Source organism: Curtobacterium sp. Curtsp57 (assembly GCF_047324335.1).
Lineage (GTDB): Bacteria > Actinomycetota > Actinomycetes > Actinomycetales > Microbacteriaceae > Curtobacterium.
On record NZ_CP168511.1, the window covers coordinates 1,294,001 to 1,308,409 of the forward strand.

Annotated in this window: 14 protein-coding genes; 7 read left to right on the forward strand and 7 right to left on the reverse strand. The window is 70.5% G+C overall.

Annotation, left to right across the window (positions count from 1 at the left end):
• Positions 1-21 precede the first annotated feature (21 nt).
• From ACEN9V_RS06060 to ACEN9V_RS06075, 4 genes are all read left to right on the forward strand, one after another.
• Positions 22-1,338: a magnesium transporter MgtE N-terminal domain-containing protein gene (locus ACEN9V_RS06060; RefSeq protein ID WP_402729100.1), complete on the forward strand. Its 1,317-nt coding sequence runs from the start codon at positions 22-24 to the stop codon at positions 1,336-1,338.
• Positions 1,339-1,387: 49 nt separating this feature from the next.
• Positions 1,388-1,888 (forward strand): DUF1003 domain-containing protein, encoded by a 501-nt coding sequence (locus ACEN9V_RS06065; RefSeq protein ID WP_402729348.1) that lies wholly within the window; start codon positions 1,388-1,390, stop codon positions 1,886-1,888.
• Positions 1,881-3,035 (forward strand): Mrp/NBP35 family ATP-binding protein, encoded by a 1,155-nt coding sequence (locus ACEN9V_RS06070; protein ID WP_413602542.1) that lies wholly within the window; start codon positions 1,881-1,883, stop codon positions 3,033-3,035. Before ACEN9V_RS06065 ends, ACEN9V_RS06070 begins: the two co-directional genes overlap by 8 nt.
• Before the next feature lie 163 nt (positions 3,036-3,198).
• Entirely contained in the window at positions 3,199-4,500 is a 1,302-nt protein-coding gene (locus tag ACEN9V_RS06075; protein ID WP_413602543.1) for a carbohydrate-binding protein, read from the forward strand.
• Between the two features lie 146 nt (positions 4,501-4,646).
• On the opposite strand, the gene ACEN9V_RS06080 is transcribed toward ACEN9V_RS06075, so the two are convergent.
• On the reverse strand, positions 4,647-5,015 hold the full coding sequence (locus ACEN9V_RS06080) for a Sec-independent protein translocase TatB (protein WP_413602544.1): 369 nt from the start codon (positions 5,013-5,015) through the stop codon (positions 4,647-4,649).
• A gap of 62 nt (positions 5,016-5,077) precedes the next feature.
• Here ACEN9V_RS06080 and ACEN9V_RS06085 point away from each other — a divergent pair, with 62 nt between their 5' ends.
• Positions 5,078-5,710 carry an O-methyltransferase gene (locus ACEN9V_RS06085; protein ID WP_281267208.1) on the forward strand — a complete coding sequence of 211 codons (633 nt, stop codon included), beginning with the start codon at positions 5,078-5,080 and terminating at the stop codon, positions 5,708-5,710.
• Between the two features lies 1 nt (position 5,711).
• On the opposite strand, the gene ACEN9V_RS06090 is transcribed toward ACEN9V_RS06085, so the two are convergent.
• Entirely contained in the window at positions 5,712-6,380 is a 669-nt protein-coding gene (locus tag ACEN9V_RS06090; RefSeq protein WP_413603036.1) for an AAA family ATPase, read from the reverse strand.
• A gap of 151 nt (positions 6,381-6,531) precedes the next feature.
• Positions 6,532-6,702, reverse strand: coding sequence for a DUF3117 domain-containing protein (locus tag ACEN9V_RS06095; RefSeq protein ID WP_017887054.1), 171 nt, complete (start codon positions 6,700-6,702; stop codon positions 6,532-6,534).
• Between the two features lie 127 nt (positions 6,703-6,829).
• Between ACEN9V_RS06095 and ACEN9V_RS06100 the strand changes: the two genes are divergently transcribed.
• A complete protein-coding gene (locus ACEN9V_RS06100; protein ID WP_413602545.1) occupies positions 6,830-7,993 on the forward strand; it encodes an AI-2E family transporter in 1,164 nt (387 codons plus the stop codon).
• On the opposite strand, the gene ACEN9V_RS06105 is transcribed toward ACEN9V_RS06100, so the two are convergent.
• Together ACEN9V_RS06105 and dapE are read right to left on the reverse strand one after the other, a co-directional pair.
• A complete protein-coding gene (locus tag ACEN9V_RS06105) occupies positions 7,972-9,234 on the reverse strand; it encodes a mannosyltransferase family protein (RefSeq protein WP_413602546.1) in 1,263 nt (420 codons plus the stop codon). The genes ACEN9V_RS06100 and ACEN9V_RS06105 overlap by 22 nt on opposite strands.
• Positions 9,219-10,301: a succinyl-diaminopimelate desuccinylase gene (dapE, locus tag ACEN9V_RS06110; protein WP_413602547.1), complete on the reverse strand. Its 1,083-nt coding sequence runs from the start codon at positions 10,299-10,301 to the stop codon at positions 9,219-9,221. Before dapE ends, ACEN9V_RS06105 begins: the two co-directional genes overlap by 16 nt.
• A gap of 35 nt (positions 10,302-10,336) precedes the next feature.
• Between dapE and dapD the strand changes: the two genes are divergently transcribed.
• Positions 10,337-11,296 carry a 2,3,4,5-tetrahydropyridine-2,6-dicarboxylate N-succinyltransferase gene (dapD, locus tag ACEN9V_RS06115; protein ID WP_281267203.1) on the forward strand — a complete coding sequence of 320 codons (960 nt, stop codon included), beginning with the start codon at positions 10,337-10,339 and terminating at the stop codon, positions 11,294-11,296.
• Between the two features lie 537 nt (positions 11,297-11,833).
• On the opposite strand, the gene ACEN9V_RS06120 is transcribed toward dapD, so the two are convergent.
• On the reverse strand, positions 11,834-13,132 hold the full coding sequence (locus ACEN9V_RS06120; protein ID WP_413603037.1) for a citrate synthase: 1,299 nt from the start codon (positions 13,130-13,132) through the stop codon (positions 11,834-11,836).
• Positions 13,133-13,290: 158 nt separating this feature from the next.
• Entirely contained in the window at positions 13,291-14,409 is a 1,119-nt protein-coding gene (gene dapC / locus ACEN9V_RS06125) for a succinyldiaminopimelate transaminase (RefSeq protein ID WP_413602548.1), read from the reverse strand.

The following is a 14,409-nucleotide window of genomic DNA, read 5'->3' on the forward strand; positions in this document are numbered from 1 at the left end:
GTGACCGGCTACGCTGGCGGGGTGAGCGCCTCGAAGGTATTCGTCGCCCGCCTCGCCGGGTGCTCCGTCTTCGACCCCGCCGGCGATCGCGTCGGCAAGGTCCGGGACGTCCTGGTGGTCTACCGCCGGGCCGATCCCCCGCACGTCGTCGGGTTGATCGTCGAGGTCCCCGGCAAGCGCCGCATCTTCGTCTCGGTCGGCCGGATCACGTCGATCGGTGCCGGGCAGGTCATCACGACGGGCCTCGTGAACATGCGCCGCTTCGAACAGCGCGGCGGTGAGGTCCGGGTGATCGCCGAGATGCTCGGGCGCAAGGTCCTCATCACGAAGGACCGCATCCGCGCCACGATCGAGGACATCGCGATCGAGGACCGGGGTCAGGGCGACTGGGAGGTGTCGCAGCTCTTCCTCCGCAAGCCGAAGACCACGCCGTCCCCGTTCGGCAAGGGGCCGACGACGTTCGCCACGTGGAACGAGGTCACCGAGGACGAGCTCCCCGGTGAGTCGCAGTCCGCCGAGCACGTCATCGCCGCGTACTCCGACCTGGTGCCGGCGGACCTCGCCTCGACGCTCCTCGACCTGCCCGTCGAGCGGCGCCTCGAGGTCGCCGAGGAGCTCCCCGACGACCGTCTCGCCGACGTGCTCGAGGAGATGCCCGACCAGGAACGGGTCGAGATCCTGTCCTCGCTCCAGGACGCGCGCGCCGCCGACGTCCTCGACCAGATGCAGCCGGACGACGCGGCCGACCTCCTCGCCGAGCTCTCCGACGAGCGGAGCGAGGCACTCCTGCAGCTCATGGAGCCGGAGGAGGCGCAGGACGTCCGCATGCTCCTCGAGTACGAGCCGGACACCGCTGGTGGCCTGATGACCACCGAGCCCGTGATCGTCTCAGCCGACGCCACCGTGGCCGAGGGACTCGCACTCATCCGCCGGCACGAGCTCGCGCCGGCCCTCGGCGCGAGCGTCTGCGTGACCCTGCCGCCGTACGAGCCGCCGACCGGCCGGTTCCTCGGGCTCGTGCACTTCCAGCGGATGCTGCGCTACCCGCCGAACGAGCGACTCGGCACGCTGATCGACCAGCAGACCGAGCCGGTCCGGGTCGACGCCAGCGCCGCCGAGGTGACGCGCGTGATGGCGACGTACAACCTCGTGTCCGTCCCCGTGGTCGACGACGCCCACCGCCTGGTCGGGGTGGTGACGATCGACGACGTGCTCGACCACGTCCTGCCGGACGACTGGCGGAGTCAGGGGGACGGCGAACCCGCCCGCCCCCGGACGAAGACCCGCAGGCCCCCCGTGAGCACCGGAAGGAGGACCGCACGTGGCACGAACGGATGAGAACCGGCGCGAGCAGCGTCCGGACGGCCGACTCGACTCCCCGAAGGGCATGCGGACGAGTGTCCTGCCGACCCGGCGCCGCTCCGGCCGCGGAGACGCGTTCGGCCGTGCGACCGAGGGCATCGCACGAGCGATGGGCACCCCCTGGTTCCTCGTCGGCCTGACGCTCTTCTGCGTCGTGTGGATGGGGTGGAACACCCTCACGCCGAAGCCGTGGCAGTTCGACTCCGCGGCGATCGGGTTCACCGCGCTGACCCTGGTGCTCTCCCTGCAGGCGTCCTACGCGGCACCCCTGATCCTGCTCGCGCAGAACCGGCAGGACGACCGCGACCGCGTCCAGTTCGAACAGGACCGGCAGCGCGCGGAGCGGAACCTCGCCGACACCGAGTACCTCGCCCGCGAGGTCGTCGCACTCCGCCTGGCGATGCGGGACATGGCGTCGAAGGACTTCATCCGCGCCGAGCTCCGATCGCTGCTCGAGGAGCTCGACCGGCGTGACGCGGACGACGCCGGCTTCGCCGACGAGCCCGGCAGCACCACCCGTGGCTGAGGCCACCGACGAACAGCTCGGCGCCGCGGTCCTCGCTGCGCTCGGCCGCGTCATCGACCCCGAGATCCGACGGCCCGTCACGGAGCTCGACATGATCCGTGGTGTCGACGTCCAGCCAGGAGGCTCGGTGCGCGTCGACCTGCAGCTCACGATCGTCGGGTGCCCGGCCGCCGACACGATCGAGCGCGACGTCCGGTCGGCCGCCGGTTCCGTGGACGGCGTGCAGCACGTCGACGTGGACGTCTCGGTGATGGACCCAGCGGTCCGGAAGGCACTCACCGACCGCCTCCGCGAGGGACGTCCACAGGGCGTGCAGTTCACCGCGGACTCGCTGACGCGGGTGATCGCCGTGACGAGCGGCAAGGGCGGCGTCGGGAAGTCCACCGTCACGGTGAACCTGGCGGTCGCGCTCGCCCGTCGCGGCCTCCGGGTGGGCATCGTCGACGTCGACGTGCACGGGTTCAGCGTCCCGGGGCTGATGGGCCTCACGGACGAGCGCGGCGTCGCACCCCGTCCGACCCGGGTCGACAGCATGATCCTGCCGCCGGTCGCGCACGACGTGAAGGTGATCTCCATCGGCATGTTCGTCGACGATCCCTCCACCGCGGTGTCCTGGCGTGGCCCGATGCTGCACCGCACGGTGAACCAGTTCCTGTCCGACGTGTGGTTCGGTGACCTCGACGTGCTCCTGCTCGACATGCCGCCAGGCACCGGGGACGTCGCGATCTCGGTCGGCCAGCTGCTCCCCCACGCCGAGGTCCTCGTCGTCACCACACCCCAGGCAGCGGCGGCGGACGTCGCCGAACGCAGCGGCGTCGTCGCGCGACAGACCGGCCAGCGGGTGGTCGGCGTCGTCGAGAACATGTCGGGCCTCGTCCAGCCCGACGGCTCCGTGCTGCACCTGTTCGGCGAGGGCGGTGGCGCCGAGACCGCCGCCCGCCTGTCCCGCGGGCAGGACTCCGCCGTGCCGGTGCTCGGCAGCGTGCCACTCTCCGTCCCGCTCCGCGAGGGCGGCGACGCCGGCGTCCCGGTGGTCCTCGGCGCACCGGAGGACGTCGCCGCGGTCGCCTTGACCGCGATCGCGGACCGGGTCGCCACGATGGGCCGTGGACTGTCCGGCCGGAAGCTCGGGCTGTCCCTCTCCTGACCGGCGCCACACTCCGATTCACGCTTCCTGTACGTCTCCTCATGGACGCACACCTGTTGCCGAGAGCAATATGCAGGGGTATTCCACAATGCTCCTGCGTATTCAGGGTGCAGGAGCTCCACCGTGCTGACGACGACGTCGGCCGAAGCATTGGAGAACCCAGGTGAACAGGACCACCAGGATCCGGATCGGCGTCATCGGCGCCGTGGCAGCAGCGCTCGCAGGGGGAACGCTCGCAGCCGTACCGGCGACGGCCGCCACCGCCGCGACGACCTGCGCGACCGCGTGGGCGTCGGGCACCGCCTACAGCGGCGGGCAGACGGTCAGCGAGAACGGCACGAACTACACCGCGAACTGGTGGACGCAGGGCGACGACCCCGCGACCCACTCGGGCGCGACGGGCAGCGGGCAGCCGTGGACCTCGACGGGGGCCTGCACGGGCGGGACCACCACGCCCGGCGGCGGCACGGGCGGCGGCGGCACGACGAACCCCGGGAACGGCAGCACCGGCACCGCCAGCGGACTGGTCTTCAGCCCGTACAAGGACGTCACCGTGAACCTCGACTGGAACACGAACGTGATGAACACCGCGGTCACGGGGACGCGCATCCCGGTCGTCGGGAGCTCGAACAGCCTGGTCTCGACCAGGGAGCCCGGCCTCAAGGCGATCACCCTCGCGTTCGCGACCGGCACCTGCGGCAGCGAGAACTGGGGCGGGGTCGCCGCCGACGCGTTCGCGAGCGCCAACATCCCGAAGCTCGACGCCGCCGGCGTGAACTACATCGTCAGCACCGGTGGAGCGGCCGGGTCGTTCAAGTGTTCAGGCACTGCGCTCCAGAGCTTCATCGCCCGGTACGCGTCCCCGCACATGATCGGCGTCGACTTCGACATCGAGAGCGGGCAGTCAGCAGCCGACGTGCAGAACCTCGTGAACGCCGCGGCGCTCGCGCAGGCGAAGTACCCGGGCCTGCGCTTCTCGTTCACCCTCGCGACCCTGGCCGCATCCGACGGATCGTACGGCGGACTCAACAGCACGGGTGACGCCACCGTGAAGGCGATCAAGGCGTCCAGCCTGACGAACTACACGGTCAACCTCATGACGATGGACTTCGGCCGGGCCACCACGGCGAACTGCGTCATCGTCGGATCGACCTGCGAGATGGGGCAGTCCACCATCCAGGCCGTGACGAACCTGCAGCACACGTACGGGATCGCATCGTCGAAGATCGAGGTCACGCCGATGCTCGGGGTGAACGACGTCTCGGACGAGGTCTTCACGCTCGCCGACGTCGACACGGTGTCGTCGTACGCGAAGTCGCACGGGCTCGCAGGGGTGCACACCTGGTCCCTCGACCGCGACACCCCTTGCGCGACGCCGACGAGCACCGCGTCCGCGACGTGCAACTCCGTGACGGGGTCGGCGGCCCTCGCCTGGACCGACCGCTTCCTGGCCGACCTGAAGTAGCGGGTCGAACCGCGCGGAGGAAGCCGAATCGCGCGTAGGAGGCCGGTCATCCGGGCCACCTACGCGCGATTCGGCTTTCCATTGCGGGCGGGATGGGTCGGAATGCACCACGGCCCGGATGACGGTGTCTGGCGAGAAAGCGGGCGTCAGGTCGCTTCGCCGTCGTACGGCGCCTTCTCACCGGCGGCGAGCGGCACGATCGGTGCCGGCGCACGCACCTTCGTGGCGGTCACCTGCGGCGCGGCGGCAGCAGCAGCGCCGGTGCCGGAGTCGAGGAGCGCGTCGCGGATGATGCGGCGCGGGTCGTACTGGCGCGGGTCGAGCTTCTGCCAGTCGACGTCGTCGAAGTCCGGCCCCATCTCCTCGCGCATGCGGTCCTTGGCGGTGTCCGCGAACCGTCGGACCGCCTTGACGAACTCGGCGAGCTTCTGCGCGTACATCGGCAGACGCTGCGGCCCGAGCAAGAGCACGGCAATGATCCCGATGATCAGGATCTTGTCGAGCGGGATGTTCACACGAGCGAGCCTAACCCGAACCGGCCGAACTGCACCCTAGAGTTGTCGTTCGAGGAGTGTGCGTGTCAGAGAAAGAGTCGAACTGGAAGTTCGCGGAGGACATCGTCTCCGAGTCCGAGGTGATCGCCCGTGCCCGCGAGCACTCGCTCGAGCTCGGTGTCGAAGCAGTCGCCCCGTCGATCGGCGCGCAGATGAGCGTCATCGCGGCAGCATCCCGAGCGACCGGCATCATCGAGATCGGCACCGGCCTCGGGGTCTCCGGGCTGTACCTCCTCGGCGGCGCCCCGAAGGCCACCCTCACCACCATCGACATCGAGGTCGACCACCAGCAGTACGCGCGCGACGCCTACATCGCCGCCGGGACCGCGCCGTCGCGCGTCCGGCTGATCCCGGGTCGCGCCAACCAGGTGCTCCCCCGCATGAACGAGGCGTCCTACGACGTCGTCCTGGTCGACGCCGACCCCGAGCACGTCATCGAGTACGTCGAGCACGGACTGCGGCTCGCGCGACTCGGTGGGACCGTCCTGGTGCCGCACGCACTGTGGCGCGGTCGGGTCGCCGACCCGGTGAAGCGGGACCGTGCGACGACCGACTTCCGGCTGCTGCTCACCGAGGTGTCGACCTCCGGCGCCGTGATCAGCTCGCTGTCCCCCGCCGGTGACGGCCTGCTGCAGATGACGAAGGTCACCGCCTAGCTCACTCGAGGTGTCGCAGGTACCGCTCCGGCGACTCGAGGAACGCCCGCTGGTTCCGCACCAGGTCGAGGTCCGCCCAGGCACTGCGCCGGAGGCCCCACTCCCCGACCTCGTGGATGGTCGCACCGGGGAACGCCGCCAGCACGGGCGAGTGCGTCGAGAGGACCACCTGCCCGAGGCCGTCGTCGACGATCGCCTGCAACAGCCCGATGAGCGCCAGACACCCCTGGAACGACAGCGCCGACTCGGGTTCGTCGAGGATCCACAACCCCGGCCACTGCGACCGGTCGATCACGAAGTCGAGGAACGACTCACCGTGGCTCCGCTCGTGGAACACCGGCTCCGGCCGGGACCCCGGGTGTTCTTCGAGGTACGTGAAGAAACCGTGCATGGTCTCCGCACGGAGGAAGAACCCGCCCTTCGGTGCCCCCGGCTCCCGGTGCAGCGCGATGTGTTCCCACAGATCGGATTCGCTCGGGCGCGTGCTGTGGCCGGAGTTCGTCGACCCGCCTTCCGGACTCATGCCGAAGGCGAGGGCGATCGCCTCCACCAGGGTCGACTTGCCCGCGCCGTTCTCCCCGACGAAGACCGTGACGGTGTCGAGGTCGAGCCCGTCGTCGAGCACCTGCCGGACGGGAGCGAGCGTCGCGGGCCACGCGCCGCGCGGCATCGGATCGGCGGCGTACTCCTCGACACGGCGGACGGATCGGCGGGAACGTGGCACGCGACCATCATGGCGGCGACCGACGACAACCGCGCACGGACCACAGAGGGCCCGGAACGTACGCGTTCCGGGCCCTCTGCTGTGGAGCGTCGACGAACTATGCCGAGACGACCTCGGCGAGTGCGTCGTGGAGTTCCTTGGCCTCGGCGTCGTTGACCGAGACGACCAGGCGGCCTCCACCTTCGAGCGGAACCCGCACGATGATGAGTCGACCCTCCTTAACAGCCTCCATCGGCCCGTCACCGGTCCTCGGCTTCATGGCTGCCATCAGATGTCCCCTTTCGTGCAGTACATGCCGTCCCATTATCCCGTACGGAGGGGCCAACTGCGAAACCGCCCAGGTTGGGGGCCATCGATCACGTCGTTCTCGCGACCTTTCTCCCTACCCTGTGTGCGTGCCGATCATTTCCTCCATGCGCCGTCCGGACCCCGCTCCCGGAGCCGACGACGCCGTGCCCGCAGGCATGCGCATCGCCGGCGCGTTCTCGTGGCGACTGCTCGTGGTCGGCGCGCTCCTGGCCGTCGTGATCGCGCTGGTCGTCCTGCTCAGCGAGATCGTCGTCCCGTTCCTCATCGCGCTGCTCCTGTGCGCGCTGCTCGCTCCGATGTCGTCGTTCCTGCAGCGTCACCACTGGCCGAAGTGGGCGTCGGTGCTGTCGAGCCTGATCCTCGTCGTCGTGGTGATCGGTGTCCTGGCCCTCGTCGTCACGGCACAGATCCGGTACGACCTGCCGTCGCTCGAACACCGGCTGCACGTGCAGATCCGCTCGCTGCAGTCCCTCCTCGACAGCGAGCCGTTCGGCATCACGGTCAAGCAGGTCAACGAATGGGTGTCGAAGGGCACCGCGTACCTACAGTCGCACGCCTCGTCGATCCTCTCGGGCTTCCAGGAGGCCGGCACCGGGGCGGTCCACGCGCTCGAGGGTCTGTTCATCATCGTCTTCACGACGATCTTCGTGCTCATCGACGGGCCGCGGATCTGGGCATGGGTCGTCCGGATCTTCCCGCGACGGGCACGGCCGCGCATCGACGTCGCCGGTGCCGCCGGGTGGAAGACCCTCACGAGCTTCATCCGCGTGCAGCTCGTCGTGGCGGTCACCGATGCCCTCGGCGTGGTGATCGGCGCGCTCATCCTCCAGGTGCCGCTCGCGATCCCGATCGGCGTGATCGTGTTCATGGGCGCCTTCGTCCCCGTCGTCGGCGCGATCGTCGCCGGCGTCGTCGCCGTGCTCGTCGCGCTCGTGTTCAACGGCTGGGTGCCGGCGCTCATCATGCTCGGCATCGTCGTGCTCGTGCAGCAGCTCGAGAGCCACGTGCTGCACCCGTTCCTCACGGGCAGCGCCGTCAAGGTGCACCCGCTCGGCGTCGTGCTCGGCGTCACCGCCGGGACGACGATCGCCGGGGTGGTCGGCGCCTTCTTCGCGGTGCCGTTCATCGCGACGGTCAACGCGATGGTGACGGCCGCCGCCGCGTGGAGGCCAGAGGACGGATCAGCGGCCGAGGCGCTCGACGCGAGCGCGGACGCAGCCCCCACCGATCACGGCGGGGTCCAGTCGTAACCGTCGACCCACCAGCAGTAGTACATCCACACCCACTGCAGCACGAGGCACAGCACGACGACCAGCACGCGGTACACCCGCGACCGCGGCAGCGCCACGATCCCGAGCAGCGGTGCGATCGGCAGCAGGATGCGCCACGTGCTGGACTGCGGGAAGAACACCGCGAGCAAGTACACCAGGTAGGCGGCCGCCCAGAGCCGCAGCTCGAGCCCGATCCGCCGAGCGGGCGGCATGAACAGGAACGCCGCGAACCCGACGAGCACCAGGGCGAGCAGCAGCCCGCCGGCCGGCTGCCGGAACCACCACCCGAAGCCCTGCACCCACGGGGCGAACGGCACGAGCTCCTTCCACCCGATGTAGGACGACCGCCAGGCGAGCTCCGTGTCCGTGTACGCCTTCGGGACGCCGGTGACCGCCCACGCGATCGCCGGCCACGCGAGCCCGACCAGACCGGAGACGACCGCCACGACCGCCGGCGGGACGAGCGACCGGAACGACGGGCGCGACGGCATCCGCACCCACGCGGGCCGGAGCCACCACACGCCGATGAAGAGCACCATCAGCAGCGCGAACGCCAGCCCGGTGGGGCGGGTCATGCCGAGCAGCAGCACGACGGGCAGCATGGTCCAGAACCGGCGCTGCACGAGGAGGAGCAGCGCGACGACCAGCAGGAACAGCCCCATCGCCTCGGCGTAGGCGACCTGGAACATGACCGAGACCGGCGCGACGCAGAACAGCACCGTCGCGAACGTCGCCCGCGCCGGGTCGAGGAACCGCCCCATCAGCCGGCGGAAGACCAGCGCAGCACCCCAGCCGGCGACGAGCGACACCGAGACCGCGACGAGCTCGAAGGACGCCCCCGTGAGCAGCATCAGCCCGCGGACCAGGAACGGGTACGCCGGCATGAACGCCCACGCGTTCTCGGTGACGTGCCCTGCGGTGTCGAGCGGCAGCGTCGAGGGGTACCCGGACGAGGCGATCACCCGGTACCAGGCACCGTCCCAGATCGACGCGAACGAGAGGTACGGCGGGTGCGACAACGTGAACGAGTTCGCGGTCTGGATGCTCGAGAACCCCATGAGCATCGCGCCGGTGACGATCCGGGCGAGCACGTAGACGACGGTGATCCGCGCCCACCAGGGCACGACCCGGTAGCGCGCACGCCAGCGCGCGACCCCTGGCCGTGGACGCCGGACCGGCACGGAGCCGGACGGCGACGCGGTGGTCACGCCGTCAGCCACCGACGCAGACCGTCCTCGACCGCGGTGATCTGCGCGACGGGGACCTGTTCGTCGTCGTGGTGTGCGAACACCGGCTCGCCCGGGCCGTAGTTCACGGCGGGGACGCCGAGGGCCGAGAAACGGGCGACGTCGGTCCAGCCGTACTTCGGGCGGGGCTCGGGGCCGCCGACCGCGGCGACGAAGTCCTGTGCGAGCGGCGCGTCGAGACCCGGGCGGGCACCTGCGGCGAGGTCGACGATGTCCACCTGGTAGCCGTCGAAGAGCTCGCGGATGTGCGCGACGGCCTCGTCAGCCGAACGGGACGGCGCGAACCGGTAGTTCACGTGGACCATCACCTCGTCCGGGATGACGTTGCCGGCGATGCCGCCGGTGATCCCCACGGCGTTGAGGCCCTCGCGGTACTCGAGCCCGTCGACCTCGACCGTGCGCGGCTCGTACGCGGCCAGGGTCGCCAGGATCGGTGCCGCCTTGTGGACGGCGTTGTCACCGATCCAGCTGCGGGCGCTGTGCGAGCGCTTGCCGTACGCGCGGATCTCGGCGCGGAGGTTGCCGTTGCAGCCGCCCTCGATCTGGGCGCCGGACGGCTCACCCAGGATGGCGAAGTCGCCGGCCAAGAGCTCCGGGCGCGTGCGGGCGAGGCGTCCCAGGCCGTTCAGCGCATCGGACACCTCCTCGTGGTCGTACCAGACCCACGTGACGTCCACCGACGGTGCCGCCAGGTCGTACGCGAGCTTCAACTGCACCGCGCAACCCGCCTTCATGTCGACGGTCCCACGCCCCCAGAGGATCTCGGTGCCGTCCTCCGCCGTCCGGAACTCCGTCGGCAGGTTGTCGTTCAGCGGCACGGTGTCGATGTGGCCGGCGATCACCACGCGGCGGTCACGGCCGAGGTCCGTGCGCGCGACGATCGCGTCACCGTCGCGGATCACCTCGAGGTGGGGCAGCGGCGCGAGCACCGCCTCGATCGCGTCGGCGAGGGACCGCTCGTTGCCGGACACCGACTCGATGTCGCAGATGGCACGGGTGATGTCGATGGACGAGGCGGTGAGGTCGAGCTGCTCCGGCATGCGGTCACCCTACCGGGCACCACTACCCTGGAGCCGTGACCGACACCACCGCCCGCCCGACCTCCGCCTGGGGCCACGGCCTCGCGACCGTCGCCTCCGACGGCACCGAGCTCGACACCTGGTTCCCCGAGACGCACCTCGGCGCGCTCCCCGCGGACGCCGAGTTCCCCCTCGAGCTGCAGGAGCACATCGGCGAGGACGACCGCCGTGGGGTCCGCATCGAGGCCGTCACGGTCGAGATCGAGATCGACGCGGCCCCGGCCAGCACCCCGGACGCCTACCTGCGCCTGCACCTCCTCAGCCACCTGCACGTGCGCCCGAACACGATCAACCTCGACGGCGTCTTCGGCCACCTGCCGATCGTCGCGTGGACGAACGCCGGGCCCGTGCTCCCCGCCGACCTGACGCGCCTCCGCCCGTCCCTGCAGCGCGCGGGCATCGCCGTGCACGCGATCGACAAGTTCCCCCGCCTGGTCGACTACGTCGTGCCGGACCGGGTCCGCATCGGCGACGCCAACCGTGTCCGACTGGGCGCACACCTCGCACCGGGCACCACCGTCATGCACGAGGGCTTCGTGAACTTCAACGCCGGCACCCTCGGCGACGCCATGATCGAGGGCCGCGTGTCCCAGGGCGTCGTCGTCGGCAACGGCACCGACATCGGCGGCGGAGCGTCCATCATGGGCACGCTCTCCGGCGGCGGCACGCACCGCGTCTCGCTCGGCGAGCGCGCACTCCTCGGGGCGAACGCCGGGCTCGGCATCTCCCTCGGCGACGACTCCGTCATCGAGGCAGGCCTCTACGTCACCGCCGGCACCAAGGTCGTGCTGGTCGGATCGGCGCCGAACCCCGACGGCACCCCGAAGACCGTGAAGGCAGCCGAGCTGTCCGGCGCGCCGAACATCCTGTTCCGCCGCAACAGCGTCTCCGGCGCCGTGGAGGCGCTGCAGCGCCAGGGCGAGGGCATCCAGCTCAACACCGCGCTCCACGCGTAGCGAGTTCGCAGGCGGGTCGCGGTCGCGCTGGGTCGCGCCGGGTCGCAGGACACGCCGCTCGGGTTCGCCGAGGTGTCACGAACTGTCGCTTCGCGCCCACTCGGCCGACCGTTCGTGACCCTCCAGCGGGAGTGGGCGGCACGTTGCGCGCCCTCGCGCCCGCCGCGCCACCTACGGACGGGAGGCGCGGTGTCGGCTGGCACCGCGCCTCCCGTCCGCGCGCTTCGCCCGCTCCGCGCGTCCCGCTCGCTCCGCGCGTTCCGCTCGCTTCGCCCGCTCCGCGCGTTCCGCGCGTCGTCCGCCCACCGAGTGGTCACAACACGCCACTCGGGTTTGCCGAGGGGTCACTTACCGTCGCTCCGCGCCCGCTTGGCCGACCGTTCATGACCAGTGGGCGGACGTGAGCGGCGCGTCGTGCGACTTCGATCTCCCCCGCGGATGCGGACGCGGTCGCGGTCGGCACACAGAACGCGCTCCGCACCCCCGGACGCACATCGCGCCCCGTCGGTACGGGGCGCGATGTGCGGGTGCGCCGCGTCAGCGAGCGGGCAGGTCCCGCTTCGGGGAACCCACGTAGAGCTGCTGCGGGCGACCGATCTTGTTGAGGGGGTCGTTGTTGAGCTCGCGCCACTGGGCGATCCAGCCGGGCAGGCGCCCGATCGCGAACAGCACCGTGAACATCCGCGGCGGGAAGCCCATCGCCTTGTAGATGATGCCGGTGTAGAAGTCCACGTTCGGGTACAGCTTGCGATCGATGAAGTACTGGTCGCTGAGCGCGATCTCCTCGAGCTCGCGGGCGATGTCGAGCAGGTCGTCCTGCACGCCCAGGGACTCGAGTACCTCGTCCGCCGACTCCTTCACGAGCTTCGCGCGGGGATCGTAGTTCTTGTAGACGCGGTGTCCGAAGCCCATGAGCTTCACGCCGCGCTCCTTGTTCTTCACGCGCTCGACGAATCGCTGCACCGGCTCCCCGGAGTCCTTGATCTGCTGGAGCATCTCGAGGACGGCCTCGTTCGCGCCACCGTGCAGCGGACCGTACAGGGCGTTGATGCCGGCGGAGATCGACGCGAACATGTTCGCCTTCGTCGAGCCGACCAGGCGGACCGTCGCGGTGGAGGCGTTCTGCTCGTGGTCCTCGTGCAGGATGAGCAGCCGGTCGAGCGCCTTCGTCAGCACCGGGTTCGGCGAGTAGGTCTCGGCCATGGTGCCGAAGTTCAGGCGCAGGAAGTTGTCGACGAACGACAGCGAGTTGTCCGGGTACAGGAACGCCTGCCCGATGGACTTCTTGTGCGCGTAGGCGGCGATGACCGGGAGCTTCGCGAGGAGCCGGACGGTCTGGAGCTCGACCTTCTCCGGGTCGTCGACGTCCATGTCGTCCTCGTAGTACGTGGACAGCGCACTGACCGCGCTGGAGAGCACGGACATCGGGTGCGCCGAGTGCGGCAGGGCGTCGAACAGGCGACGGAGGTCCTCGTGCAGGAGCGTGTGCCGGCGGATGCGCGCGTCGAAGTCCTCGAGCTCGGACTCGGTCGGCAGCTCACCGTAGATGAGCAGCCAGGCGACCTCGAGGAACGTGCAGTTCGAGGCGACCTGGTCGATCGGGTACCCGCGGTACCGCAGGATGCCCTGGTCGCCGTCGATGTACGTGATCGCGCTCTTGGTCGACCCGGTGTTCACGAACCCGTAGTCGAGCGTGTTCATCCCGGTCTGCTTCTTGAAGGTCGAGATGTCCACCGTGGACGCGCCGTCGACGCTCGGCAGGATCGGGAACTCCGCCGTCCCACCCGGGTACGACAGCGTCGCGGTCTCCGTCGCCTGCTCGGCGGCGGGACTCACGGGGACGGGCGTCGTTGGCGGTGTGGCCGTCTTCTGAGCGTCATTGGCAGTGTCAGTCACGAGAACAGCCTAATCGCGCCGTCTGTCGCTCGCGCACACCCAGAGCCTCGGAACTTGGTGGGACTCACGAATTGCGGCCGGGTCGCCGCCCCGGTCGCCTACGCCGAAGCCACGCGTCGGCCGCTCGTCAGCCGCTGGGCCGCCGCTGCGATCCGCTCGTCCGTCGCGGTGAGGGCGACACGGACGTGCTCGCCGCCGGCCGCGCCGTAGAAGGTCCCCGGGGCGACGAGGATGCCCCGCTCCGCCAGCCACGCCACCGTGTCGAGTGCCGGTTCGCCCCTGGTCGCCCAGAGGTACAGGCCCGCCTCGCTGTGGTCGACGCGGAAGCCGGCGCCCTCGAGCGCACGTCGGAGCATGCCGCGACGGGCACGGTACAGCGCCTTCTGCTGCTGCACGTGCGTCTGGTCCTCGAGCGCGACGATCATCGCCTGCTGCACGGGCAGTGGCGGCATCATGCCGGTGTGCTTCCGGACGGCCAGGACCTCGGCCAGCACCGCGGCGTCGCCGGCGACGAAGGCGGCCCGGTAGCCGGCCAGGTTGGACTGCTTCGACAGGGAGTACACGCTGAGCACGCCGTCGACGGAGTCGCCGACGACGCGCGGGTCGAGGATCGTCGGGGTCGGCTGCTGGTCGAAGGGGGCTTCCCAGCCGAGTTCGGCGTAGCACTCGTCCCCGACGATCACGGCGCCGAGGGCACGGGCGCGGGCGACGGCGACGCGGAGCTCCTCGATCGAGAGCACCCGCCCGTCTGGGTTGCCCGGGGAGTTCAACCAGACGAGCTTCGTGCCCTCCGGCCACGCGGCGGGGTCGTCCGACGCCAGGGCCGTGGCACCGACGAGCGCCGCGCCGAGCTCGTACGTCGGGTACGCGGCGGCGGGGAACACGACGGTGTCACCTGGCCCGATGCCGAGCCAGAGCGCGAGTCCGGCGATGAACTCCTTCGAACCGATCGTCGGCAGCGTCTGGTCCTCGGTCAGCTGCACGCCGTGGCGGCGGCCGTACCAGTCGGCGATCGCCTGGCGGAGCGCAGGCGTCCCGGCCACCTGCGGGTAGGCGTGCGCGTCCGTTGCGTCGGACAGCGCCCTCCGGATGACCGCGGGGGTCGGGTCGACGGGGGAACCGACGCTGAGGTCGACGATGCCGCCCTCGTACTCGGCCGCGCGCTGCTTGAACGGGACGAGCTGGTCCCAGGGGAAGTCGGGGAGGTCGAGTGCCAC

What these genes read in the sequence shown, in the direction of transcription:
- ACEN9V_RS06065 (WP_402729348.1), top strand. Translation starts at nt 1,388, where the DNA reads ATGCGGACGAGTGTCCTGCCGACCCGGCGCCGCTCCGGCCGCGGAGAC.
- ACEN9V_RS06090 (WP_413603036.1), bottom strand. Translation starts at nt 6,380, where the DNA reads ATGCCGCGCGGCGCGTGGCCCGCGACGCTCGCTCCCGTCCGGCAGGTG.
- ACEN9V_RS06095 (WP_017887054.1), bottom strand. Translation starts at nt 6,702, where the DNA reads ATGGCAGCCATGAAGCCGAGGACCGGTGACGGGCCGATGGAGGCTGTT.
- dapE (WP_413602547.1), bottom strand. Translation starts at nt 10,301, where the DNA reads ATGCCGGAGCAGCTCGACCTCACCGCCTCGTCCATCGACATCACCCGT.